This window comes from Lachnoclostridium sp. An131, from assembly GCF_002160825.1.
Lineage (GTDB): Bacteria > Bacillota > Clostridia > Lachnospirales > Lachnospiraceae > Laedolimicola.
Genome location: NZ_NFLI01000001.1, coordinates 214,456 through 239,685, shown reverse-complemented (window position 1 = coordinate 239,685; position 25,230 = coordinate 214,456). Strand labels below are relative to the sequence as shown.

21 protein-coding genes and 1 pseudogene are annotated in these 25,230 nt (G+C 53.0%); 4 read left to right on the top strand and 18 right to left on the bottom strand.

Annotation, left to right across the window (positions count from 1 at the left end; genetic code table 11):
* Positions 1 to 193 precede the first annotated feature (193 nt).
* The 9 genes and pseudogenes from B5E77_RS01165 to B5E77_RS01125 all read right to left on the bottom strand — a co-directional run bounded on the left by B5E77_RS01165 (position 194) and on the right by B5E77_RS01125 (position 12,369).
* Complete coding sequence (locus B5E77_RS01165; RefSeq protein WP_087163549.1) at positions 194 to 832, bottom strand: TetR family transcriptional regulator; 639 nt, start codon at positions 830 to 832, stop codon at positions 194 to 196.
* A gap of 55 nt (positions 833 to 887) precedes the next feature.
* On the bottom strand, positions 888 to 1,358 hold the full coding sequence (locus B5E77_RS01160) for a flavodoxin (protein WP_087163548.1): 471 nt from the start codon (positions 1,356 to 1,358) through the stop codon (positions 888 to 890).
* Positions 1,355 to 2,526: pseudogene (locus B5E77_RS01155) on the bottom strand (iron-containing alcohol dehydrogenase). Before B5E77_RS01155 ends, B5E77_RS01160 begins: the two are co-directional and overlap by 4 nt.
* Positions 2,527 to 2,694: 168 nt before the next feature.
* The gene (locus tag B5E77_RS01150; RefSeq protein ID WP_087163547.1) at positions 2,695 to 5,571 is read right to left on the bottom strand and encodes an AAA family ATPase; all 2,877 of its coding nucleotides are present in this window, start codon (positions 5,569 to 5,571) and stop codon (positions 2,695 to 2,697) included.
* The gene (locus tag B5E77_RS01145; RefSeq protein ID WP_087163546.1) at positions 5,568 to 6,722 is read right to left on the bottom strand and encodes an exonuclease SbcCD subunit D; all 1,155 of its coding nucleotides are present in this window, start codon (positions 6,720 to 6,722) and stop codon (positions 5,568 to 5,570) included. The genes B5E77_RS01150 and B5E77_RS01145 overlap by 4 nt, the downstream gene beginning before the upstream one ends.
* 320 nt (positions 6,723 to 7,042) lie before the next feature.
* On the bottom strand, positions 7,043 to 7,861 hold the full coding sequence (gene larE / locus B5E77_RS01140) for an ATP-dependent sacrificial sulfur transferase LarE (RefSeq protein ID WP_087163545.1): 819 nt from the start codon (positions 7,859 to 7,861) through the stop codon (positions 7,043 to 7,045).
* 169 nt (positions 7,862 to 8,030) lie between these two features.
* Positions 8,031 to 9,989 (bottom strand): ABC transporter ATP-binding protein, encoded by a 1,959-nt coding sequence (locus tag B5E77_RS01135; RefSeq protein WP_087163544.1) that lies wholly within the window; start codon positions 9,987 to 9,989, stop codon positions 8,031 to 8,033.
* Between the two features lie 15 nt (positions 9,990 to 10,004).
* Complete coding sequence (locus B5E77_RS01130) at positions 10,005 to 11,750, bottom strand: ABC transporter ATP-binding protein (protein ID WP_087163543.1); 1,746 nt, start codon at positions 11,748 to 11,750, stop codon at positions 10,005 to 10,007.
* 163 nt (positions 11,751 to 11,913) lie between these two features.
* Complete coding sequence (locus B5E77_RS01125) at positions 11,914 to 12,369, bottom strand: MarR family winged helix-turn-helix transcriptional regulator (RefSeq protein WP_162609614.1); 456 nt, start codon at positions 12,367 to 12,369, stop codon at positions 11,914 to 11,916.
* A gap of 316 nt (positions 12,370 to 12,685) precedes the next feature.
* Here B5E77_RS01125 and B5E77_RS01120 point away from each other — a divergent pair, with 316 nt between their 5' ends.
* Positions 12,686 to 12,892 carry a cold-shock protein gene (locus tag B5E77_RS01120; RefSeq protein ID WP_087163541.1) on the top strand — a complete coding sequence of 69 codons (207 nt, stop codon included), beginning with the start codon at positions 12,686 to 12,688 and terminating at the stop codon, positions 12,890 to 12,892.
* A 120-nt stretch (positions 12,893 to 13,012) separates the two neighbouring features.
* On the opposite strand, the gene B5E77_RS01115 is transcribed toward B5E77_RS01120, so the two are convergent.
* The 9 genes from B5E77_RS01115 to B5E77_RS01075 all read right to left on the bottom strand — a co-directional run bounded on the left by B5E77_RS01115 (position 13,013) and on the right by B5E77_RS01075 (position 20,513).
* A complete protein-coding gene (locus tag B5E77_RS01115; protein WP_087163540.1) occupies positions 13,013 to 13,291 on the bottom strand; it encodes a GNAT family N-acetyltransferase in 279 nt (92 codons plus the stop codon).
* A 63-nt stretch (positions 13,292 to 13,354) separates the two neighbouring features.
* The gene (locus B5E77_RS01110; protein ID WP_087163539.1) at positions 13,355 to 13,771 is read right to left on the bottom strand and encodes a zinc ribbon domain-containing protein; all 417 of its coding nucleotides are present in this window, start codon (positions 13,769 to 13,771) and stop codon (positions 13,355 to 13,357) included.
* Positions 13,772 to 14,545 carry a sigma factor gene (locus B5E77_RS01105; protein ID WP_087163538.1) on the bottom strand — a complete coding sequence of 258 codons (774 nt, stop codon included), beginning with the start codon at positions 14,543 to 14,545 and terminating at the stop codon, positions 13,772 to 13,774.
* Positions 14,546 to 14,593: 48 nt separating this feature from the next.
* On the bottom strand, positions 14,594 to 15,061 hold the full coding sequence (locus tag B5E77_RS01100; protein WP_087163650.1) for a DUF3783 domain-containing protein: 468 nt from the start codon (positions 15,059 to 15,061) through the stop codon (positions 14,594 to 14,596).
* An 84-nt stretch (positions 15,062 to 15,145) separates the two neighbouring features.
* A complete protein-coding gene (locus tag B5E77_RS01095; protein ID WP_087163537.1) occupies positions 15,146 to 15,961 on the bottom strand; it encodes a DNA-3-methyladenine glycosylase family protein in 816 nt (271 codons plus the stop codon).
* 19 nt (positions 15,962 to 15,980) lie between these two features.
* Positions 15,981 to 16,826, bottom strand: a complete 846-nt coding sequence (locus B5E77_RS01090; RefSeq protein ID WP_087163536.1) for a KilA-N domain-containing protein — start codon at positions 16,824 to 16,826, stop codon at positions 15,981 to 15,983.
* A 58-nt stretch (positions 16,827 to 16,884) separates the two neighbouring features.
* The gene (gene rlmD, locus B5E77_RS01085) at positions 16,885 to 18,249 is read right to left on the bottom strand and encodes a 23S rRNA (uracil(1939)-C(5))-methyltransferase RlmD (RefSeq protein WP_087163535.1); all 1,365 of its coding nucleotides are present in this window, start codon (positions 18,247 to 18,249) and stop codon (positions 16,885 to 16,887) included.
* Positions 18,250 to 18,263: 14 nt separating this feature from the next.
* Positions 18,264 to 19,208 (bottom strand): 3'-5' exoribonuclease YhaM family protein, encoded by a 945-nt coding sequence (locus B5E77_RS01080; RefSeq protein ID WP_087163534.1) that lies wholly within the window; start codon positions 19,206 to 19,208, stop codon positions 18,264 to 18,266.
* An 18-nt stretch (positions 19,209 to 19,226) separates the two neighbouring features.
* The gene (locus B5E77_RS01075; RefSeq protein ID WP_087163533.1) at positions 19,227 to 20,513 is read right to left on the bottom strand and encodes a S1C family serine protease; all 1,287 of its coding nucleotides are present in this window, start codon (positions 20,511 to 20,513) and stop codon (positions 19,227 to 19,229) included.
* 189 nt (positions 20,514 to 20,702) lie between these two features.
* Here B5E77_RS01075 and B5E77_RS01070 point away from each other — a divergent pair, with 189 nt between their 5' ends.
* The 3 genes from B5E77_RS01070 to B5E77_RS01060 are packed head-to-tail and all read left to right on the top strand — an operon-like array spanning position 20,703 to position 25,227.
* On the top strand, positions 20,703 to 23,087 hold the full coding sequence (locus tag B5E77_RS01070) for an endonuclease MutS2 (RefSeq protein WP_087163532.1): 2,385 nt from the start codon (positions 20,703 to 20,705) through the stop codon (positions 23,085 to 23,087).
* A 7-nt stretch (positions 23,088 to 23,094) separates the two neighbouring features.
* Positions 23,095 to 23,796: a response regulator transcription factor gene (locus tag B5E77_RS01065; RefSeq protein WP_087163531.1), complete on the top strand. Its 702-nt coding sequence runs from the start codon at positions 23,095 to 23,097 to the stop codon at positions 23,794 to 23,796.
* 6 nt (positions 23,797 to 23,802) lie between these two features.
* Positions 23,803 to 25,227: a sensor histidine kinase gene (locus B5E77_RS01060; RefSeq protein WP_087163530.1), complete on the top strand. Its 1,425-nt coding sequence runs from the start codon at positions 23,803 to 23,805 to the stop codon at positions 25,225 to 25,227.
* Positions 25,228 to 25,230 lie beyond the last annotated feature (3 nt).

Sequence of the window (25,230 nt, the reverse complement as noted above, 5' to 3'; positions counted from 1 at the left end):
CACGGATGCGGAAGGCTGGAGCTGACCGGTAATGCCAGCCTCGGATCCTGCAGCTGAAAAAGAGACAGCTCTGTGAGCTTCTGGTCCTTCAGGACCTGGAAGCTCACAGAGCTGTCTCTTTTTCAGCTGTACTGATACACTGCTGATACATTATTCTGATAACGGGCAGGCACAGAGCTCCCGTCCCAAGAAATCACTCCGCGCCGCCAGACGTACTCAGCATTCTGGCAATAAAGGACCTGGTGAGCTCATAAATGGAATATTCTGTGTAATCCACATGTGCCAGCTTCATCGCCTCCAGCTGCTTTTCCGTGTGCGAGGTATAAGGATAGACTCCAAAGAGGAACGGGAAAAAGGCATAAAGGAAATGCTGAATATCTTCCTCGGACATGGCAGGGAAAAACCTTTCCAGGCAGCAGCTGACCGTCTGCAGGGCATCTGCATAGGTCTTTTTGAAGGAAACCAGATTTTCCAGCCGGCTGCTGACCTCCATATCGTAAAGATTCATGGACATCAGCTTCAGCATGCAGCCCCGCTTTTCCAGCGTACGGGCCAGTCTGTCCGAAAATTTCTCTGCGGAAAGCATGGAATCCTGCCTCATAAGCTCCTTCAAATCCGCGATCCAGGCTTCATGCTCCCTCTCAAGCAAAGCCAGAAAGATTTCCTCCTTTGTCTGAAAGTAGTTATAAATCGAGGTCCTGGTAAAAGAGGTTCTGGCTCCGATATCTCGGATCGTAACATCCTTAAAGCCCATAGTCTCATACAGAGAGGCGCAGGCATTGATGATTTCTTCCTTTCTTGCATTCGTCAATTCTTCTGAACCCTTCGGCATAACAGTTTCTCCTTTTTATCAGACAGCTTAATTTTTCAAAATCTCCAGGCGGAGCTCAGCTCTTCACTGCACGCGCAGCCCACTCTGCCGCTCCGGAGCCATTCAGCAGCTGCCCCTTCTTCCATACAGCATCGGGACAATGCTCCTGCAGGCTTTTTTCCGCCTTGCCAATCCCGCTGCCGCCGGAGGTAGCGAAGGGAATCAGCGTCTTGCCTGAAAAGTCATAGCTTTCCAGAAAAGTATCCACAATGCGGGGCTCTACATACCACCACACAGGGAAGCCTACGAACACGGTATCGTACTGTTCCATCTGTTCCACCGGCTCAGCAATGGCCGGACGGCAGCCAGGGTCGTTCATCTCTATCGTGCTCCGGCTCCGTTTATCCATCCAGTCCAGATCAGCAGCAGTATAAGGCTGCTCCGGACGGATTTCGTACAGGTCCGCTCCCACAGCAGCCGCCACTTCCTTTGCTGCCCGGGCTGTCACACCGCTTGCGGAAAAATAAGCAACTAATGTTTTTTTCATTTCAGACTCTCCTTTAAAATTTCAATGATTTCATCATGGTCCAGAACCTTGTATCCTCCGAAAAGGATAATCGTGCCGTCAGCGATTCCCTCCAGCATATCCTCCGAAGCGCCCAGGTCAGAGAGATTCATCACCAGCCCCAGCTCCTTCATCCAGCCTTCCATGGCTGTAAGCCCCTCCTGAGCAGTCTGCTCGTCCGTCTTTCCTTCCGGATCCACATCCCACACATTCACAGCAAAGCGCTTGAACTTCTGCACGCCGCAGGGCAGAATATGACGGTAATACGGCAGGGAAACCGCTGCCAGCGTCATGCCATGGGCCGCATTCGTATAGGCACCCACAGACTGTCCGATCATGTGTACCATCCAGTCAGTGGACTTTCCGCGGGAAACCAGCGTGTTAAGCGCCCAGGTCGCCGCCCACATCAGATTGCTCCTTGCTTCATAATTCTGCGGGTCCTTATTCGCCATCCGGCTTGCATGGATAACCGAGCGCATCAGTCCCTCGCTGATATAATCGCTGGTATTGTCATCCTCTCCGGAGAAATACTGCTCGCAGATGTGGTTGAAAATATCATAGATGCCGGATACCATCTGATAATGCGGCAGGGTAGGGTATATCTGGGGTTCAGAACAGCGAATTTCGGCATAATCCTTTCATCCGCAAATACATGGCCGATCTTCTGGTGTGTATGAGGATTGGTGATGACCGCTCCGGCGTTCATTTCTGAACCTGTTCCCACCATAGTCAGGATGCAGCCGACCGGCAGCGTCTCGCAGGAGGGCTCTTCAAAACGTATATAGTATTTTTCCCACGGATCCTCCTCACAGTTGACAGACACCGAAACCGCCTTCGCATAATCGCAGACAGAGCCGCCGCCCACTGCCAGCAGCAGATCCGCCTGATGCTTCCGGGCGATCTCTATGCCCTCATACAGCTTATCTACCGTCGGGTTCGGCATCACTCCCGGGATTTCAGCCACATTCTTGCCGCTGCTGTTCAGAATCCGGACGACCTCGTCGTATATTCCATTTTTCTTAATGGAACCGCCACCGTAGATCAGCACTACATTCTTCCCGTACTTGGTCAACTCACTGCTCAGGTAATTCAGGGATTCATCTCCAAAATACAGCTTCGTAGGGTTGCAAAACGAAAAATTTCCTAACATGAATATTCCTCCTTTACATGAGTGCAAAGAAATTTTATTCTGACACTGTGTCACCAACTGCAATATAGCATCATTTTGACACTGTGTCAATATTGTTTCGAAAATTTTTCGCCGCCAGATGGGAAACTGGCAGGAACCGGCTGCGGAAAGCGGAGTGATCGGCTGCCTTCAGCACTCCATCCTCACATGGCTGCCGCCTGTCCTGTCCTTGGTCACAAGGATCTGCCGGTCTATCCTCTCCTTCAGCTCTCCCACATGGGAAATGATTCCCACCAGCCGGTTTCCGCCGGCCAAACCCGCCAGCGTCTGGATGGCCTGGCGCAGAGACTCCTCGTCCAGAGAACCAAATCCCTCGTCCACAAACATGGTGTCCAGACGGATGCCGCCGGCTGAAGACTGGATCTCATCCGCAAGGCCAAGTGCCAGGGAAAGGGAGGCTTTAAAGGATTCCCCTCCGGACAGGGTACGGACGCTGCGTTCTGTACCGTTATAGTGATCGATTACATTCAGCTCCAGGCCGCTCTGGCTTCTGTTGTTTCCGGCCTCACGGCTGCGCTTCAGCTCATACTGGCCGCCGGACATGGCAAGAAAGCGCAGGTTCGCCCGGCGGATAATCCGGTCAAAATACGTGGTCTGGATATACGTTTCCAGCATCAGCTTCTCTTTTCCGGCCAGATTGCCGTTTGCCGTGTTCGAGAGTGCGCGCACCCAGGACCAGCGCTGTTCCAGCTCTGAAAGCTTTCTGGTATGAGACACCAGATTCTGAAGAGTCTCTTCATTCGCTGTGATGCGGGCATGAAGCTCCTTCTGTTTTTCCGTCTGGGAAGCCTTCCGGGACCGGAGCTCCTGCTGCCTTTCTGTCAGCGTTTTTGTATCGGCGGGGGCCACATCCCGAAGAAGCGTCTTCAGCTGGCGGATCTGACCGTCCAGTCCCTCTCTCTCCTGCTCCTTCACCCGGAAATCATGTTCCGCCTCCTCAAGCTCCTTTTCCATCGCCCTTCTCTGCTTCTCCAGCCGCTCCTTTTCCTGCTCCGCCTGCTGCCTGCTCTCAAACCGCAGGCGGGAGCGAAGCTCCCGGCTCTGGGCCTCCAGGCCTTCCCGGCGGCTGGCTGCCGCCGCTGTGCTTTCTCTTACCCTGGCCAGTTCCTCCCGAAGTCTGTTTTCCTTTTCTTCCGCCTGCGGAATCAGTTTCTCCAGCTCATTCCGGCGCTGCAGCGCCGCCTCCTCGTTCTTTATCTGTCTGCGCAGCTCCGAAAGCCTTCGCTCCAGCATGGAAAAACGACTTCCCAGCTCCTGTTCCCAGGGCGCTCCGGGCCGCAAAAGCTCGCCCGCTCCGGGCAGACCTCCTTTTTCCCCACTGGCGGCCTGATCGGAAGCCTTCCCGGCTGTTTTCTGTTCTCTTTCCCGCTGTTCTTCTTCCCGCTCCTGCATTTTCAGAATCCCAGCCAGACGCTCCCGGAGATATCCTGCCTTTGCCTGCACCTCTCCCCTTTTGCTTCCGGCTTCCGCACTGGCTTTTTCTGTTCTGGTCTGCGCCTTCCGAAACTCCTGCTCTGCTTCCTTCAGCTCTGCTTCCGCAGGCGCCTTCTCTGATTTCTTTGCCGGAGAAGGATGGCTCAGAGAACCGCAGACCGGACAGGGCTTCTGTTCCTCCAGCATATCCGCCAGAATCCCTGCCTGCTCATCCAGAAAGGCTCTGTTCATTTCCCGGTAGGCTGCTTCTTTTTCCTCCATATCCGCTGCCGCCTTCCGATACAGCTCCTGGGCTCTCTGAAGCTCTGCGCCCAGCTTCCGGTAAGCCGCAAGCTCCAGGCCGAAGGCATTCAATTCTGCCCTCTCCCTCTCTGCCTGCTCCTGTTCCCGCACCAGGCGCTCTCTCTGTTCTCCGGCGCCTGTATATTTTTTCTGCTCTTCCTTTAGTTCACTCAGGCGGCGTGTCTGCTGCTCCTGCTGATCGGAAATTTCCTTCTGTCTGCCTGCCGCCTCCCGCAGCTCCCGATCCAGCCTCCGAAGCTCTGCCTGAAGCTCTTCCAGCTTCTGATAGGAAGGAAGCTCTGCCTGAAGCTTTGTGGATTCCGCCTGAAGCCTTTCCTGCTCCGGCTTTCTTTCCTGCTGTTCTTTTCTTTTCGTTTCCGCCTCTGCAAGCCTCTCTTCACAGGCCGCCCGCTTTTCCTCTGCCCTCTTTAGCTCCTTCTCTGCCCGCTCCAGTTCCCCGGCTCTTCCAAGCTCTTCGCTCACCTTTACAAGCTCTTCGTCCGTCTGCTGAAGCTTCTCCTGTGTGTCTTTTCCGGCCTTTTTATCCTGTTCCAGAATATGTTCCAGAAGTTCCCGGACCTCCTCTGCGGGAAGCCTGCCTTCCTTAGCCTTCTCAAGCTCCGCAGAAAAACCGCTTTCCGGATCGCAGGCTATGCCTCGGATATACTGATCCACGCTGGCCTTTTCCGCCGCGCAGGCATCCCGCAGCTTTCCCGACTCATCCTTGAGACGTTCCTGAAGGACCTGATATCTGCCTGTCTGAAAGAGCTCCCGGAAAATACTCTGGCGTTCCTTCGTGTCTGCCAGCAGAAGCTTCAGAAAATCCCCCTGGGCAATCATAGCGATCTGGGAAAACTGATTCCGGTCCACGCCGAGAATCTCCCGAATGGCCGCGTTTACCTCCTTTACCTTCACAATCACACGTCCGTCCGGCATCGTAAGCTCCGCGTCCGCCTTCTGACTGGTCACTCCGCCTCCCCGTTTCGCGGGTCTTTCGTACTCCGGATTTCTCCGCACGGTGTAAACCTTTTCTCCATAGGAAAAGGTCAGCTCCACAAAGGTCGGAGTATCGGCGTCCGCATATTTGGAGCGCAGCATTCCCGGCTCCCGGTTTACGCCGCTGGCCTCTCCGTACAGGGCAAAGGTGAGCGCATCAAAGATGGTGGTTTTCCCTGCTCCCGTATCTCCCGTAATCAGATAAAGACCTCCCTGCCCCAGGCGCTCCATATCAAGCTCCGTCCGTTCCGCATAGGGACCGAAGGCGGAAATCACAAGCTTCAGCGGCCTCATCTCTCATCCTCCCATATCTTTTCAATCAGCCCTTCTGCAAAGGCCAGCTGCTCTTCACTCATGGGCCCGTTATTCTGACGTTCATAAAACTCTGCAAACAGCTCTGCCGGAGATTTCTGCTCCAGATCTGTCCCCTCCACAGGAGCCGCCCCTGCCCGCGTTCTCCGGTTATCATAATCCAGCTTCATCAGATTGGGATAAATGATCCGCAGCTTTCCGACCGCATCCGGCACGTCCTCCTCATCTGTCAGCGTCACATGCAGATAATCTTCCCGGTTCATGTCTTCATAATAGCTTTTCGCAGTCAGCTCCAGATAGGTTCCCCGGATTTCCCGCAGATCCCGAAGGGGTTTAAGGGGAATAGTCCGGAGCGACAGCGCAGCCTTTTCCCCGCCCTTCTCTTTCTCACCCAGCTCCGCCACAGTCACAGATTTCTGATGGCCTGCTTCCGAGAAGGAATATTTGAGCGGCGTTCCGCAGTAACGGATTCGCTCCCCGCCCGCATTCTGGGGGCCATGTATATGCCCGAGAGCCGTATAATCAAAGGCATCAAAAACAGAGGCGTCCACATTGTCGGCGCCTCCCACGGAAATCTCCTCGGAATCGCTTCGGCTGGCTCCCGTCACAAACTGATGGGTTACCAGAACATTTCTCTGATCCGGGTCCGGTCCCATTTCTTCCAGCGCTGCCCGGACCGCATCCGTATAGGAGACAATTTCCTGATCCGGGAAGTATTTTCTTACCTGAGCAGGCTTCACAAAAGGCAGAAGATACAGATTCACCGGGCCAGACGCATCCTGCAGCACGAAGGGATCCACATGGCCGTGATACACCGGAGCGATATGGATTCCACTTCTGTCCATCAGGCGGCCTCCGAAGGCAAGCCGCTCCGGGGAATCATGATTGCCGCTGATGACGAAGACCTGGCGGCCTCCCTCGGAAAGCCGGTAAAGGAACTCGTCAAAGAGCTGTACTGCTTCCGCTGAGGGTACGGATTTGTCGTAGATATCGCCTGCCATCAGTACGGCGTCCGGCTGTTCCTCTTCAATGATATTCAGAATCTGTTTTAAGATGTATTGCTGGTCCTCCAGCATGGAAAATTCGTTGACGCGTTTTCCCAGGTGGAGATCAGAAAGATGCAGAAGTTTCATAAAAAGGATCCCTCCAGAGGCTTGGATGACGGACGTTCGGTATTTCTGTATCCATGCAAGGTGAATTGCCGCGAAGCGGCAAGAGAAGGCGGCCTGGGCCGTCTCGTCCCTTTCCTGACGCCTGTGTGTTCCCGGCGGACAAAGGACGCATAAAGCAGCGTCCTTTGTCCGCCGGGAGCACACAGCCATCCGTCAAGAGGCCGAACATGAGGATATCAGAAAACCGAACTGACCAGCCTCCAAAGCTTTCTGTATTGTATAAGTTTTATTTGCGGGGCGAAAGACGATAGTTTTCGACCCCGGGCCTTGGCTGTCGGTACTTAATCGGTCTTCAGGGTTTCGTTCATGCTGCCGCTGCGGAAACCTGCGAGGTCAAGAGTGACATAGGAAAATCCCAGCTCTCTGAAGCGGGCTGTGACGGCCTGGCGAAGTGTCTCTTCCATAATCCGGTCCAAATCTTCCATCAGGACCTCGATGCGGGCCAGGTTTCCGTGAACCCGGACGCGCATCTGGCGGAAACCGTGATCCATCAGAAGCTGCTCGGCCTGCTCCACCATGGAGAGCTTCTCTGGCGTGATCGTCTCCCCGTAGACAAAACGGGAGGCCAGACAGGCGTAGGATGGCTTGTCCCAGGTCGGAAGCCCCATTTCATGGGAAAGCTCCCGGATTTCCGCCTTGGTAAGGCCCGCGTCGCGGAGAGGACTTCTGATACCCAGCTCGGCAATCGCCCGATGCCCCGGACGGTAGTCCTGGTTGTCATCCATGTTCGAGCCTTCGACTACACAGGCCAGATTGTTTTCAGCGGCAAGCCGCTGAATATTAGAAAAGAGGGCCTTTTTGCAGAGATAACAGCGGTCCGGCGGATTCTGGGAAAAGCCTTCCACCGACATTACATCAAAGTTATATATAATCTGACGGATTCCCGCTTCCCTGCAGAAGCCGTCTGCCTCGGCGCTTTCCCGCTGAGGAAAAGCGCTGGCTCTGGCGGTAATGGCTGTCACACGGTCTCCAAGAGCTTCCTGGGCGGCCTTCAGCAGAAATGCCGAGTCTACGCCGCCTGAGAAAGCGACGGCCGCGCTCCCAAGTTTTTTCAAGCTTTCCTGTAATAATGTATATTTCTGTCTTGTCTCGTTCGTCATAATATCTGGTTCCTTTTACCCACATCACCGGCATTCACAGCGTCAGTGTGCGAGGATATACAAGTGGCTGCTTTCGTTTATTGTTTTATTTTACTACATTTTCAGAAACGTGAAAACAGCCATTTTTCCGACAATTTCTGTATGCGAGAACAGGGGAGTGCCGGTTTATCTATGCCGTGGCAGCCGGTTCTTCCTTTCCTCCGGTGTAAAGCTGCCAGTAACGGCCCTTCTGCTCCATCAGCTGGTCGTGGGTGCCGCGCTCGATGATTCTGCCGTGCTCCATGACCATGATACAGTCGGCGTTGCGCACCGTCGAAAGCCTGTGGGCGATGACAAAGGACGTGCGTCCTTTCATCAAAGCGTCCATACCTCTCTGCACCAGCGCCTCGGTGCGGGTGTCGATGCTGGAGGTCGCCTCGTCGAGAATCAGCACGGGCGGGTCTGCCACGGCTGCCCGGGCGATAGCGATCAGCTGCCGCTGCCCCTGGCATAAATTGGCGCCATCCCCGGTCAGCATGGTCTGGTAGCCGTCGGGCAGGCGTTTGATAAAGCCATGGGCATTGGCGAGCTTTGCGGCGGCGATACATTCCTCGTCTGCAGCGTCCAGTCTGCCGTAACGGATATTGTCCATGACGGTTCCGGTAAAGAGATGGGTGTCCTGGAGGACGATTCCCAGCGAGCGGCGCAGATCGGGCTTGCGGATTTTATTGATGTTGATGCCGTCATAGCGGATTTTGCCGTCCTGGATATCGTAAAAGCGGTTGATCAGGTTCGTAATCGTCGTCTTTCCTGCTCCGGTGCTGCCTACGAAGGCAAGCTTCTGGCCGGGAGTGGCGTACATCCGGATATCATGAAGGACCATCTTTTCATCGGTATATCCGAAGTCCACGCCGTCAAAGGTGACGTCACCCTGAAGCTTCACATAAGTCGTCGTGCCGTCCGCTTTGTGATAGTGCTTCCAGGCCCAGAGCCCTGTCTTTTCTTTTGCCTCAACCAGCGTGCCGTCCGGATTTTCTTTGGCATTGACCAGCTCCACATAGCCATTGTCCTGTTCGGGCTCCTCGTCCATCATCCGGAAAATACGCTCGGCTCCCGCCAGCGCCATCAGGACGTTGTTCATCTGCTGGCTGATCTGGGTGATGGGCTGGGTACAGCTCTTGTTCAGGCTCAGGAAGGAGACCAGCGTTCCTACGGTTAGGGAGGCAGAGCCGTTCAGAGCCAGAACCGCGCCCACAACCGCGCAGAGCACATAGCTGATATTTCCCAGATTTGCGTTTACAGGCATCATGATGCTGGAGATTTTATTCGCATTGTCCGCGCTCTCACGGAGCTTTTCATTCAGGACGCGGAACTGCTCCAGAGCCTTCTCCTCATGGCAGAAGACCTTCACCACCTTTTGTCCTTCCATCATTTCCTCTATATAGCCGTTTACATTTCCCAGATCCGTCTGCTGGCGGACAAAATATTTTCCCGACAGGCTTCCGAATTTTGAGCTTACAAACAGCATGACGCCAATCAGAACCAGCGAAATAATGGTCAGCGGAATATCCAGCACAATCATGCTGATCAGCGTGGAGATAAAGCTGACGCAGGAATTCAAGAGCTGCGGAAGACTCTGGCTGATGAGCTGCCGGAGCGTATCCACATCATTGGTGTAGACAGACATGATATCGCCGTGGGCATGGGTGTCAAAATACCGGATGGGCAGGGATTCCATATGGCTGAACAGCTCGGTACGGATACGCTTCATGGTTCCCTGGCTCACATTTACCATAATCCGGTTGTAGGCATAGGCACAGAGGATGCCTGCTGCCAGAACTGCCGCCAGTGACAGAAGACGCCCTGCCAGCGGCCCGAAATCCGGAACTGCCGCACTCAAAAGAGGCACAATATACTGATCTATCAGTTCTTCCATAAACAGCGTCGCGCTTAAAGTCGCCAGCGCAGAAATCAGAATACTGACCGCCACGATGAGGCAGGAGCCCTTATAATACCGGAAAAGGTAAGACAGGATTCTCTTTGCCGCTTTCAGCGATACAGATCTTCCCGCGTCTTTTCCGAAACCTGCACTGCCTGGTTCAGCGGTATTTTTATTAATTTTCCTGTTTTCTTCTATTTTCTTATTCATGATCCTTCACTCCTTTCAGCCTGCTTTTTCATCAAAATCGCCGCCGCTCTTCATCTGAGCCTCATAGATTTCCTGATAAACCGCATTGTTTTTCAGAAGCTTTTCGTGGGTGTCAAAGCCGGTCACCCTTCCTTCCTCCAGGACCAGAATCCGATCCGCGTCCTGCACACTGGAAATACGCTGGGAAATAATAAGCTTCGTGGTTCCCGGAATCTTTTTCGCAAAGGCTTCCCGGATCCGGGCATCTGTGGCAGTGTCCACCGCGCTTGTGGAATCGTCAAGAATCAGCACCTTCGGTTTCTTCAGCAGCGCCCTTGCGATACAGAGCCGCTGCTTCTGTCCGCCTGATACGTTTGTTCCGCCCTGCTCGATCCAGGTGTCATACTGATTCGGAAAGCTCTCGATGAAGTCGTCGGCACAGGCCTGGCGGCAGGCTTCCACACATTCCTCTTTCGCAGCGTCCTCCCTGCCCCAGCGGAGATTGTCAAGAATCGTGCCGGAAAACAGCACGTTTTTCTGAAGAACCACAGCCACCTGATTTCTCAAGGCTTCCATATCGTACTCTCGCACGTCATGGCCTCCCACACAGACTGAGCCTTCGTCTGCATCGTAAAGACGGCTGACCAGATTCACTAGACTGGATTTTCCGCAGCCTGTTCCGCCGATGATTCCCACTGTCTCCCCGGCATGGATATGAAGGTCAATGTCATGAAGTACGTCCTCGCCGCTTCCATGCTTGTAGGAAAAATTCACGTGGTTAAAATCAATCTGTCCGTCAGGAATTTTCGTGAGGGGCTGCTCCGGATTGGTCAGATCCGGCTTTTCTTCCAGCACTTCCGCGATACGTTTCGCGCTGGCCGCGCTCATGGATATCATGACAAATACCATGGAAAGCATCATCAGGGACATCATCATGCTCATAACATAGCTGAACAGAGAGGTCAGGTTTCCGGTGGTCAGCGTGCCTGCCACAATATAATGCGCGCCGAACCAGGAGAGGCCAATGATGCAGCCATAGATCACCAGCATCATAACCGGATTATTCAGGGCCAGAAGAGATTCTGCTCTGACAAACAGGCTACAGAGCTTTTCTGCGGCCTTCGTAAACTTCCTATTTTCGTAATCCTCCCGGACAAAGGCCTTTACCACCCGGATGGCCGACACGTTTTCCTGTACGCTGGCGTTCAGGTCGTCATATCTGCTGAACACCTCCTGAAATACCGGCAGCGTCCGTGACATAATAAAGGCCAGGGCGCATCCCAGAAAAATAAGGGCCGCAAGGAAAATAAGACTCAGCCTTACGTTAATCACGAAGCACATGACCATACTGCAGATCAGCATCAGCGGAGCCCGGGAAGCAATTCTCAGAATCATCTGGTAAGCGTTCTGCACATTGGTCACATCCGTCGTCATACGGGTCACAAGACCTGCCGTACTGTACTTGTCAATGTTGGAAAAGGAATACTTCTGAATGTTGGCGTACATCGCATCCCGCAGATTGCAGGCATAGCCTGAAGAGGCCGAGGCCGCATACCGGCCTGCCATCACGCCGCAGAACAGGCTGATCACCGCAAATACCAGCATGATCCCTCCATATAAATATACCTTCTGCATGTTTCCTGCCTCTATGCCCTGATCGATGATCGACGCGGTCACAAAGGGAATCAGAATTTCCATCAGCACTTCAAGCGCTGTAAAGACAGGCGCCAGTATGGTCGCTTTTTTATACTGTCTTATCTCTTTTGCCAGTGTCTTAAGCATTGTTTCATATCCTCCATTCTTTTTGTCTGTTTTTCAATCAATCGCATGTGTTTAATCGCACATGATTAATCGTATATGATTAATCGTTAGCGATTATTTTGTCTGAAAGAAATTCCGGCTTTACGGTTCCTTCTCTTCCGTCCGTATGCCGGAATTCCTTGTTTTATTTGATATTGTCATAAACTCTCTGCAGATACCTCCGGAACTGCTCCTGTTCCTCTGCCGTCAAGCCGGCCAGCATGCGTCTTTCACTCTCTACCATGGTTTCATACGTGCTCTCACAGACCGCACACCCTTCTTCCGTGATGCGCACGTGCTTGATCCTCTTATCCTGCGGATCCGTAAAGCTCTCCAGAAAATGCTTCTTCTCAAGACGCGACACAATGCCCGCTGCTGTGGACTGTGCCACTCTGAAGAAACGCTCCAGCTCCTTTAGGGACGCCGTTCCTCCTCCCGTCTCATAGAGGGCTACAAGCCACTTAAACTGCGTGAATGTAATCCCGGTCTTCTGCATCTGGCTGTTCGCATGGGCATCCATTGCCTCATGGATCCTTTTCATAAGCTCGCCGCAGGGCAGATGATCCTTGTTCATCCGGAATGCTTCCTTTTCAGGCTTCATGCTCCCCCTCCTCTCCAGATAAATCAATCGTATCATATCAATCGCAGGCTGTCAATACTTCCTTTCTGATTTTCTTCACATAAACTTAACAACATTTTCCCTGTAATATTCCTTGACTTTTTCCCGATTTTAGGATATAGTGAACGCAGGTTAAGTGTATTTTTGAAGAAGGTTGATTCACATGTTTTTGTAAGTCATCATTCATTCTGATGCTTTACAAAAACATGTGTTTTTTATTTTCAGAGAGATACGCTTGCCTGGCGCCGGCATACTCCGGTACGACTAATTTATTTTCTATATTCACAGGAGGCATCTTATGAACAAGGGTACAGTTAAGTGGTTCAACGCAACAAAGGGCTACGGCTTCATCACCAACTCTGAGAACGGAGAGGACGTATTCGTACATTTCTCCGGTATCGTAGCTGACGGCTACAAGACTCTGGAGGAAGGCCAGTCCGTTACCTTCGATATCACAGAAGGAAACCGTGGACCGCAGGCTACCAACGTTGTAGTTGTAGCGTAAACTGTTATAACCATAACAGGGGGATGAAGAAGGCCGCCCCGCTGTCCGGACTTCCGAATTTTCGGATTCCGTACGGCGGGGCGGCTTTTCTTTTTGTGCTGTCCGCACAGCTACTCAGGCTTACTTCTTCTCTATCAGATCTGCGTACTCCGGATGCTTCTCAAACCATTTTACCGCATAGGAGCAGGTAAGTACTGCCTTCAGATTTTTCTCCCTCAGAGTGGATGCCGCGGCCTCCATCAGCTTTCCCGCTATTCCCTGGCCCCGCAGAGACTCATCCACAAAGGTATGGTCGATCTCTACCTTACCGGTGCCGGCAGCCGGAAACGTAACGCAGGCGAGCGTCTTTCCTTCCGGGGATTCCAGAGCGATTTCATGTTCCCTGTATATAAATTCCATGCTTCGACTCTCCTTTCCCATAGTGCACTCTCTGCTTTTTCAGCTATTTTTCCTGCCTCTTTCCTATCTTTTCTCCAGCTTCCTTCCGCATCGCGGGCAGTATTCAAAATCCTCCTCCGTCTCGTAGCCGCAGGCTGGACAGTACCGTACTACGGGCTGGTCCGTCCATCCCTGCCAGGCATTCCCGGAGCTGCTGCCTCCTCTTCGGATCAGCGCCAGCTCCTCCGGCCGGATTTCCGTCTGCTCTCCCCTCTGGAGCCTGCGCCCTGCCTGTGGGTCGAGCTCATAGAGGCTCTGACAGCAGCTGGTTTCCGCATAGTATTTTCTTCCCCATTTCAGCACCGGAATAAAAAACAGGCTCAGACACATATAAGTCATGTACACCTGATACCGCCCATAGCGTCCGCAGCAGCCGCAGATGACAGGTCCAAAGCTTCCGATTTCTTTCCGGTCTGAATTGACTCCAAAGATAAAAAACATCTAAGCCTGTCCTTCCTCCGTATTCTCTCCGTCATCCCCGGTTCCCTCGCCAGCCAGCTTCAGCAGGTCTTCGATCTCCTCCACCGGCATATCCATAAACATGGAAAGCTCCTCCAGGGACACCTTTCGCTCCAGCTCGTCCGAAAGCTTTTTGATTCCGTCACGCAGATGGTTCAGGCGCTCTGCCAGCAGACTGCCTGCCTGCCGTTCCGTCTGCTGCTCTTCCAGTGCCTGTAGGACAGCTGTCCGGATTTCCTGCTTCAGATAATCAAGAGGCGTCTGGCCCTCCTCCCGCAGCCCCAGCGTCTCCATGGCCAGCATCAGTCCGATATTTCCTTCCTGAACCAGATCCCCAAGGGGAAGTCCTTGTCCTGCCAGTCCCCGGGCAGCCTGGATTACCTCTGGAAGAAGCTGCTCCGTCAGCCGCGCCTTTGCACCGCCGTCGCCTTCTTCCGCAGCCCGGCAGAGCTCCAGCAGCTCTTCCTCCTCAAGGGAAACAATATATTCCAGCTCCTTCCGATACTGATCCAGAAATTCCTGCTCCTCCGGCGTCAGCTTGGCCTCCTTCTCTTCGCTTTCCTCTTTTGCAGGCACATAGCCCTCCACCGTCACAAGCCGGGATGCCAGATACGCAAACACCAGCTGGAACTGTTCCTCCGTCAGCTCCATATCCTTTAAAAATTCTCTGACCTCCTCTGTCCGAAGACGGTTTTCCTTTTCCTGAGCCAGACGCCCCAGCTCCTCCAGCCTTTTCTGAAATTCCTGCTGTTCCATGTTTTCTCCTATCTCTGATCTTTCTGCTCGTTTTTATATCCCAGTTCTTTAATCCCGGCTGTCTGCAGCGCCGTCCGTATTTTCTGCGGCTCCCCTGCCGTCTGCGGCATTCATTTTTTCATGCTCCTGGCGCAGCTCCTGGTAGAGCTCCACAAGGCTCCAGCCGCTGTTATGCTCTGTCAATACTGCCTTCATGGGGATGGGCGGTATTTTCGCCTTCCGGAACTGGTTCAGCATCTCTTCCAGCTTCCTCTGTCCGAAGCCGCAGAGCACCAGCATTTTTTCCGGGATCACGGAAGCCTCCTCTTCCCGGTTTTCTCCGGTATACCCTTCTTCCTGCTCCGGCATTTCTTCAAAGCCTGGAAGCCCTGCCAGATATCCGACCTTCTGTCCTGCCTGCTCCGGAGTGATATTCCGGATGCGAATCCCCAGACGGACCAGCACGCCCTTCAGCTTCTGATCCTCCGCAGATTTCTCAGGCGTATAATATAAAACCATTTCTTTTCTCACTGCCATATTTTTTCTCACTCCCTGTGTAGCGCCGGCATCCAGGAAACAGGTCCCTTCTGACACGCCGATGCCAAGATAAGCTGCAGCCTCTCATTTCTGCCCATGCAGCTCATAGTAAAACGCGTACTGCTGCAAAACTCCGGCAAAGCCCTGATAGCGCTCAAAGGGAAACCCTTTGGGATACCGCTTCAGCATTGCTTTGATATGAGTATCCACCGGAAACGCCTCGATGTGATGGAGGGCAAACAGGCAGATACAGTCTGCCACCTTGACCCCTACACCGCACAGCTTCAAAAGCTCTTCCTTTGCCTCCTCATAGCCAAGCTCCGGCAGGCTCTCAAGCTCCACCTTTCCTTCGCAGACCATACGGGCCGTTTTCACAATATAAGGTGCCCGGTAGCCCAGCCCCAGCTCCCTCAGTTTCTCCTCTGTAGTGCCTGCCAGCGCCTCCGGCGCCGGAAAGAGGCTGTAAGCATCTCCACGGAAATCCTGCGCTGTCTCCCCGAATTCCCGGCACAGCGCATCTACGCACTTCTGGATCCGTGGAATGTTATTCTGCTGAGAGATAATAAAGCTTACTATCGTCTCCCAGAGCTCCTGCCGCAGAATCCGGATTCCTCCGCCGATGCGGGCCGCCTCCTGAAGATAAATGTCCTCCGGATCAATGGCTTCTTTTATTTTCGAATAATCCGTTTCCAAATCAAAGTAGCGCGCCCACAGGCTCTCAAATTCCTGCTCTGTGCAGGAAAATGTGATTTCTGTCCCCTGCTGGCTGATTTCCAGGTATTTTTCCCCTGCAGTCAGAGAGTATGTATTTTCTGCTTCCGGCACGGGGCGCAGGCGGAAGCACTGGCCGGACTGAGCGATCTGGCAGATATCAAAATCTGTGAATTCTTTTTTTGTCATCTTTTCAGGTCTCATCTCTTTAGAGAGCCGGATACTCCGGCAAATTATTCATACTCACCTGCTCCAATGTCTGCAGCTGTTGTACCGCTAACTGTCGAAGCAGCTCCATCCGCTCTTTTTGATTCTTTCCCTGTTTAATCAGTACAGCATTATAGCTCTCCAAATTTGCCAGTACCAACAACTGATTTAATGTCGCCGCATCCCTCATATTACCTTGAACAGCTGGATTTTCATCCTTCCACTGTTTTGCAGTTCTTCCAAACAAAACAACATTCAGCATATCCGCTTCATTTGCGTATGTATAAGCTATCTGTGAAGGCGTCAATTCCGGTGGAATCAGGTTTTCTTTTATGGCATCTGTATGTATTCTATAATTTAGCTTGGAAATCTCTCTGTTTAAGTTCCAATTCAGAGAAAGCCGGCTATTCTCATCACTCTTTAATCTCCTGTAATCCTTCATGATATACAGCTGGAACTCCGGAGAAATCCAGGTTGCAAAAGACATGGCAATATCGCTATGGGCATATGTTCCGCCGTAGCGTCCCGCTTTTGAGACAATACCGACAGCATTCATCTGTGTAATCCACTTTGTTGGTGTCATTACAAAGCGGTTCAAACCCGCTTCATTTTTAACCGCCTCGAATTGCACACGGTTAAACTCCGGATTATGTAATTCTTCCCAAACACCCAAAAACTCAATTGTATTTCTATTTCGCATCCAGTTTTGAATTACAAATCTTGGGTCATCTTCATTTCTATATTTTGCAATATCCGTTAATGAAATAAATTCATTTTCAAAATTTGTAGTATAGATTCCAATGTCAATGCCTTTCGCATGAATGGTATCCTTAACTATTTTCCCCATTGCACCTCCTGCAATCACATCATAAAGTCCTGAAATACCTTACCTTCTTTCCTTACCATCAGATTTTTCTGCGGAAAAGCTGCGCTACATTCTCTATCCCCGCCGTGTGTGGGAACATATCCACTGGCTGCACCTTCGAAAGCTCATACCTTCCGTCCGCGCAGAGAATCTTCAAATCCCTGGCCAGCGTAGCCGGATCGCAGCTCACATAGACAATGCGCTCCGGCTCCATGCGGAGCATGGTCTCCAGGCAGGCCGAATCACAGCCCTTGCGGGGCGGATCCACGACAATGACGTCGGCACGGATTCCATCCTTCTCATATTTCTCCGGCAGAACCTCTTCTGCCTTTCCCAGGTAAAATACCACGTTTGTGATTCCGTTCAGGTCTGCGTTGCGTCGGGCGTCCTCCACAGCCTGGGGGACGACCTCGACGCCATATACCTGGCCCGCGCCGCGGGCCAGGAAGAGGGAAATCGTGCCGATTCCGCAGTAGAGCTCCCAGACCGTCTCACCGCCTGTCAGGCCAGCATATTCCAGGGCTGTGCGGTAGAGCTTTTCCGTCTGGACGGGATTGACCTGATAGAAGGACAGCGGCGAAATCTGATAGCTGACACCGCCGATGCGGTCGGTAATATAGGTCTGCCCCCGGACAGGAATTACCTCCTCGCCGAGAATCACGTTCGTATTTTTCTGATTGACATTCAAAGAAAAGCTGGTCATGCCCGGGATCTCAAAGAGGCGGTCCGCCAGCTCTTCCACATGCGGAAAGCTTCTGCCGTTGATGACGAGGCAGACCATCAGCTCTCCTGTGGCAAAGCCCTTGCGGATCAGCGCATGGCGCAGCAATCCTTTTCCGGTTGTCTCGTCGTATGGCGCAATTCCATGCTTCTCTATAAAATCCAGGATAAGCTCCAGGATCTGCTTGTTCTCGGGCACACCGATGGCGCAGTCTGTCCCCGGCACAATCATATGAGTGCGGCCCGCATAAAAGCCTGTAACGATACGCCCCTCCCGATTACGCCCAAAGGGAAACTGGGCCTTATTCCGGTAATGATAAGGCTCGTCCATGCCAAGAACCGGGAACACCGGCGGATCGGCAAAGCCCCCGATCCGAATCAGATCCTCCCGCACCTTCTGTTCCTTATACTCCAGCTGCTTCTCATAGGAAAGAGCCTGAATCTGGCAGCCGCCGCAGCGCCTGTGCAAAGGGCATCGGGGCTCTGTCCGATCCGGAGAGGCCTCAAGGACGCGTTCCAGGCGGGCAAACGCATAGGTCTTTTTTACCTTCGTAACCCGCACCTCTGCCAGATCCCCTGGAAGAGCATCCTTGACAAAAAGAGGGTATCCGTCGATTTTACCGATGCCCTCTCCTGCATTTCCCATAGCTTCGATTTTGATTTGCAGCAAATCATTCTTTTTCAAGCTGCGACCTCCGTTCAGATCTCTGTTTTGCGAAGATTGGATTCAAAAAGGCGGTTGTAGCCCAGCCAGCCCTGATTTTGGCCGGCAGACCGGAAGATCTCCTTTAACGTCTCCATCTTGGCGTCCGTATTGTCCGCCAGGTTCAGAGCTACCGCCTCCGCCAGCGCCGGCTTCTTCGGAGAACCGTACTCCAGCTCCCCGTGATGGGCCAGAATGCAGTGCTTCAGCTCGTGCTCCAGCTTCTTCGGGAAATCCGGTATTTTTCTGGCGCGCTCGCCCACGATCTCGCTTCCCATCGCAATGTGCCCGAGCAGCTGCCCTTCATCCGTGTAATCATTTTCCGGGAAATCCGACAGCTCGTAAACCTTTCCGATATCATGGCACATGGCCGCCGTGTAGAGAAGATCGCGGTTCAGGAATGGGTACGCCTTTGTATAGTACTCACAGAGACGGCAGACGCTTAAGGTGTGCTCCAGCAGGCCGCCCACAAAGCTGTGATGAACCGTCTTCGCGGCAGAATGAAACTTAAAGGCACGCACAAACTCCGTATCGTCCACAAACAGATCCTTAAGAAGCGCCCGAAGATGCGGCTCCCGGACCTGATTTGCGTAGTTCATCAGCTCCCGGTACATGGACTCAATGTCATACTCGCTGACCGGAAGATAGTCTGCCGGGTCGTATTCTCCCTCCCGGGCTTTTCTGGCGCGCTTCACATTCAGCTGAAGCGCTCCCTGGAAGCTGGTGGCCTCCGCCACAATCTCCACATAGTCCAGCGGACCGAAGTCCTCGATGCCCTGGGAGTTCGGATCCCAGATCTTGGCATCTGCAAGCCCTGTCTTATCCTGCAGAACCATATTTTCATAGGCTTTTCCGTTTTTTGTCACGGCAGACTGCCTTTGTTTGCACAGATAAATTCCGGAAACGCGTTCGCCCTCCCGGATACTTTCGATATATTTCATTTCTCTCTCCTCGTTCTCTTACTGCATTACATCCAGCGTCACGCTGCACTCGATTTCTTTATAGCCTTCTCTTCCCTGCCGCATGACCACGACACGAATTACCTGATCTCTCGAAAATTTCAGCAGCATCTCCTGAATCTCTGAAACCGACTTGATTTCCTTACTGTTGATCTCTGTGATAATGTCCCCAGCCTGTATTCCGCTGTTCATAGCCGGCGAATCCGGCTCCATTCCCGCCACGTACACACCTGCCGGGATATTCTGCGCCTCTGCAATCTCTTCTGTCACATCCGTCCCCCGGATTCCCATATATACAAGATCCTGGCTGTTCGACAGATGCTCGATCACTTCCTTCATATCTGAAATGGCATATGCCGTCAGAGAATTTTCGTTTCCGGTGTCCAGATAAGTATCCTCCAGCAGGCCAATCACCTGTCCGCTTAGGTTCAGCAGTACGCCGCTTCCGTCGGAAGAGCGCTCCATGTCTGTGATCAGCAGCCGGTATACGCCGTCCGTGACGCTAACCTGGTAGCCGGCGGCTACCAGATTTCCAAACTTTACGGAATCTGCGATGCCTGCAGGACTTCCCACCGCGATAACCGGCTCTCCTGCCTTCAGGCTTTTGGAGCTTCCAAGCTCCGCCATGCGGATGCTCTCCAGAGTGCTTTCTGCCACATCAGCCAGGTTTACGCTGAGTATCGCCAAATCTGTGACCGTATCATAATTTTTCAGCACAGCGTCCAGTCCGGATCCGTCCACAAAGGTTACGTGAAGCTTATCGGAATCCGCCAGCTGGGAATAGGGCGTCAGGATCAGAAGCTCTACGCCGTTATTTCCCACCAGAAGTCCGGAAAGCTCCCTGCGGCTTTCATAGGTTTCATTGAACCAGTCGGTGTCACTGCTGGAGGCTGTAACCGTCACCAGGCTTTTGTCTGCCGTATCGGCCACTTCCTTCAGCTTCCCATAAAGATCCGCATAGTCCTCTACCTCCAGCTCCTGAGGCTCCGTAATCACAACAGGCTCCTCGGGCTCAGCCTCATTCTCTGCTGTCTCGTCCTCCTGATCTGCTGTCTCCTCCTCTTCCTGGGGGATGGTGATCTCCGTCTTTTCCTGTTCTCCGAATGTGCGCTCCATCCAGGGGTGTACCAATACAAACACAAAGCATGCCACTGCTCCGCAGACGACGGAAAAAAGCAGCTGCAGGCCTGCGCGGCGCAGCGTTTTATTCTGATAAAAGGGCTGCTTCTTGATCTTTTCCTTCACAAAAGAAAATTCCTGTTCCTCACGACGTTTTTCTTCCGCCATACGCTCCTCCGAACCCGCTCTCAGCTTCCAGGGACATACACGCCTCCAGCGGCCCGGCCATATACGCGCCTGGCAGCTGAGAGTAAAAACCGCACACTGTAAACAGTATCATTTTAATACATTTTCTTACGGGTGGCAAGCAATTCGTACCTTGAGTTTCGCGCTGAATTAGAGTATACTTTAGGTACTATGAACAAGAAAGCATATCAAACCCTTGAATATTATAAAATCACAGAACGTCTGGCTGCTCACGCGGCGAGCGCCGGAGGAAAAAAGCTCTGCCTGGCCCTTGAGCCCATGCAGAGCCTGGAACAGATCACTGCGGCGCAAGCTGAGACCGCAGACGCCTTAAGCCGCGTCTACCGCCGGGGAAGCCTTTACCTTGCCGGCGCAAAGGATGTGCGCGCTTCCCTGAAGCGCCTTGAGGTCGGAAGCTCCCTGAATATCCTGGAGCTTCTCGATATCTGCACACTGCTTGAGACAGCCGGAAAGGCAAAGCAGTACGCCCGCCAGAATGACGGACGGGAGGAAGAGCCGGATTCTCTCGATCCGCTTTTTTCCGCGCTGGAGCCCTGTGCGCTGCTCTCCCAGGAGATCCGGCGCTGCATTCTCTCAGAGGATGAGATCAGCGACGACGCAAGCCCGGCGCTGCGGAGCGTGCGCCGTTCTATCCGTACAGCCAATGACCGGATTCATTCTACCCTCTCGGGCATGGTAAACGGGTCTGCCCGTTCCTATCTGCAGGATGCTGTCATCACCCAGAGAAACGGCCGCTACTGCATTCCGGTCAAGGCAGAATACAGAAGCCAGGTTCCCGGCATGATCCACGATCAGTCCTCCACCGGCTCCACCCTCTTCGTAGAGCCCATGGCTGTCGTGCGCCTGAACAACGATTTGAAGGAGCTGTATCTGAAAGAGCAGGAAGAGATCGAACATGTCCTGGAGACCTTAAGCGGACAGGCCGCCTCCTGTACGGAAGCCATTGCCCAGGATTATGAGCTTCTGACCGAGCTGGATTTTATCTTCGCCAAAGCTGTACTCGCAAAGGAGATGAAAGCCACCTGCCCCGTTTTCAATGAGGAGCGCCAGATTCTGATCAAAGAAGGCCGCCATCCTCTGCTGGATCCGGGAAAGGTGGTTCCAGTGACGATCCGTCTCGGCCAGGACTATGATCTGCTGATTGTGACCGGCCCGAACACGGGAGGAAAAACGGTTTCTTTAAAAACTACGGGCCTTCTGACTCTCATGGGACAGGCGGGCCTGCATATTCCGGCCGCCCAAAATTCCCAGCTGGCAGTCTTTGACGAGGTCTACGCGGACATCGGCGACGAGCAGAGCATCGAGCAGTCCTTAAGTACCTTTTCTTCGCATATGACAAACATTATCCGGATTCTGAAGGAGGCGTCCCTGAATTCGCTGGTTCTTTTCGATGAGCTCTGCGCGGGAACGGATCCGACGGAGGGCGCTGCCCTGGCGATCGCGATTCTCTCGCATCTGCACAAAATGGGAATCCGCACCATGGCCACTACCCATTACAGTGAGCTGAAGGTCTTCGCCCTCTCCACGCCCGGTGTGGAGAATGCCTGCTGCGAGTTCAATGTGGAGACCTTAAGTCCCACCTACCGGCTGCTCATCGGAATTCCCGGGAAAAGCAACGCTTTCGCGATTTCCTCAAAGCTTGGACTGCCTGGTTTTCTGATCGAGGACGCCCGGGGCCATTTGAGCGAGCAGAATGAAAGCTTCGAAGACCTTCTCTCCGATCTGGAAAGCAGCCGCCGGACGATCGAACAGGAGCAGGAAGAAATCCGTGAACACAAGGAAGAAATCCGTTCTCTGCGCGAAGCGCTTGAAAAGAAGCAGGAAAAGCTGGACTCCCAGAGGGAGCGTATCCTACGCGAGGCCAACGAGCAGGCCAGAAGGATCCTGCAGGAAGCGAAGGATTACGCCGACCAGACCATGAAGGACTTCCACAAATTCGGAAAGGCAGGCATCTCCGCCAGTGAGATGGAGGCAGAGCGCGCCCGCCTGAGGGAGCGCATCAAAAAAACAGAGAAAAAGCTCTCCCAGCCAAAGGAGCAGAAGCCGAAGCGCGCCCTGAGACCCTCGGATCTCCATCTGGGAGACACTGTGCGCGTCCTGAGCCTGAACCTTACGGGAACTGTCAGCTCCCTGCCTGACGCAAGGGGAAATCTTTTCGTGCAGATGGGCATTCTGCGCTCCCAGGTAAAGCTTTCTGACCTGGAGCTTGTGGAAGAAGCTGTAATCACTGCAAAGCAGTTCCAGAAAAGCAGCACCGGAAAAATCAAAATGAGCAAATCCGCCAGCGTCAGCACGGAGATCAACCTCATCGGCATGACCGTGGACGAAGCTCTGGCGCATCTGGACAAATATCTGGACGACGCTTACCTGGCTCACCTTCCATCTGTACGCATCGTACACGGCAAGGGCACCGGCGCGCTCCGGAAGGCTGTCCAGGGGCTTCTGAAGCGGAACAAATACGTGAAATCTTACCGTCTCGGCGAATTCGGCGAAGGAGACGCCGGAGTGACTATCGCGACGTTTAAACAGGAGTGAATAGAACATGGCAGCAAAACAGAAAATTCTAATCGTAGATGATGACGCAAATATCGCAGAGCTTATCTCTCTGTATCTGACAAAGGAATGCTATGAAACCATGATTGTAAACGACGGTGAGGAAGCCCTCTCCGTCTTCAAAACCTTTCAGCCCAACCTGATTCTGCTTGATCTGATGCTTCCAGGCATCGACGGCTATCAGGTGTGCCGGGAGATCCGTTCCAAGGCGTCCACGCCTATCATCATGCTCTCCGCCAAGGGAGAGGTCTTTGACAAGGTGCTGGGGCTGGAGCTGGGAGCCGACGATTATATCATCAAGCCCTTCGACTCAAAGGAGCTGGTCGCCCGGGTCAAGGCTGTGCTCCGCCGCTATCAGCCTGTGAAGCAGGAGGCTGTGAATCCCTCGGCCAAGATCGTAGAATACCCGGATCTTGTCATCAACCAGACCAACTATTCCGTGCTGTATCAGGGGCATCCCGTGGATATGCCTCCCAAGGAGCTGGAGCTTCTGTATTTTCTCGCCTCCTCTCCCAACCAGGTATTTACCAGGGAACAGCTTCTCGATCATATCTGGGGCTATGAGTATATCGGGGACACCCGCACGGTAGACGTACATATCAAGCGCCTGCGGGAAAAGATCAAGGATCATCCGTCCTGGAGCCTTTCTACTGTATGGGGCATCGGCTACAAATTTGAGGTAAAGGGATAGGAAGCCATGAAGCATTCTCTCTATCTGAAGTTTATCCTAATCTACCTGGTCTTTGGGCTTTTGGGCTTTCTGGTAATCGCCACCTTCAGTTCCCGGATGACTCTGAACTATCTGACCAGCCAGGAGTCAGAAAGCCTGTACCGGGAAGCCAACTATATTTCCACCAATTTTGTGCGGAGCTATTACTCAGACAGCCCGAACGCATCGTCTCTGGAGGATATTCACACCCATTTTCAGGCGCTGGACACGTATCTGAACGCTTCTATCTGGCTTCTGAACGCCGACGGCACCCTTCTCGTGAATTCTGACGCCAGTCTTTCTGAGAATCCTGATACGGTCATCGAAGAATTCGATCCGACAGATATGGGAAGCAGCTATTACGTCATCGGTAATTTCTACGGGCTCTTTGAAGAAGAAACCCTGACTGTAGTGACGCCTATCACCTACAATTTCCGGCCCAGGGGCTATGTGCTGATTCACATGCCAATGTCGCTTCTTTATGAGAAGCGGGATGGCATCCTGAACGTTTCCTATCTGACCCTGCTTCTGATCTTTGCTCTGTCGCTTATGATCCTGGCCGTCTTTACCTTCACCGTATACCGGCCCCTGAAAAAAATCACAGAGGCCGCCCGGCAGTACGCCCAGGGAAATTTCAAATATCAGCCGGAGATCTACGGCGAGGACGAAATAGGCCAGCTGGCCGCCACCCTGAACTATATGGCCCACGAGCTGAATGAAACGGATGAATACCAGAAAAAATTCGTCGCAAATATTTCCCATGATTTCCGCTCTCCCCTGACCTCCATCAAGGGCTACGTAGAGGCCATGCTGGACGGCACGATTCCGCCGGAGATGCAGGAAAAGTATCTGAATATCGTGCTGATGGAAACCGAGCGGCTGAACAAGCTCACCAGCGGACTTTTGACGCTGAACTCCTTTGACACCAAGAAAAACCGGCTGGACATCACGGACTTTGACATCAATACCGTGATTAAGAACACCGTATCCTCCTTTGAGGGCCGCTGCACAGAACGCCATATCTCCATCGAGCTTCTCTTTGACGCCAAGGAACAGTTTGTCTCGGCTGATATCGGGAAGATTCAGCAGGTTCTGTACAATCTGCTGGACAACGCCATCAAGTTCAGCCCTAACGATTCCCAGATCACGATCGAGACGACGCTCCGCCACGAGAAGGTCTTCATCTCCGTCAAGGATCAGGGCATCGGCATCCCCCGGGACAGCATGAAAAAGATCTGGGAGCGCTTCTACAAGACCGATACCTCCCGGGGAAAGGACAAAAAAGGAACAGGCCTGGGCCTGTCCATTGTAAAAGAGATTATTACCTCCCATGGAGAGCATATCAACGCGATCTCCACGGAAGGCGTCGGCACGGAATTTATCTTTACGCTGCCGCATGTACACGAAGAGTAAGGA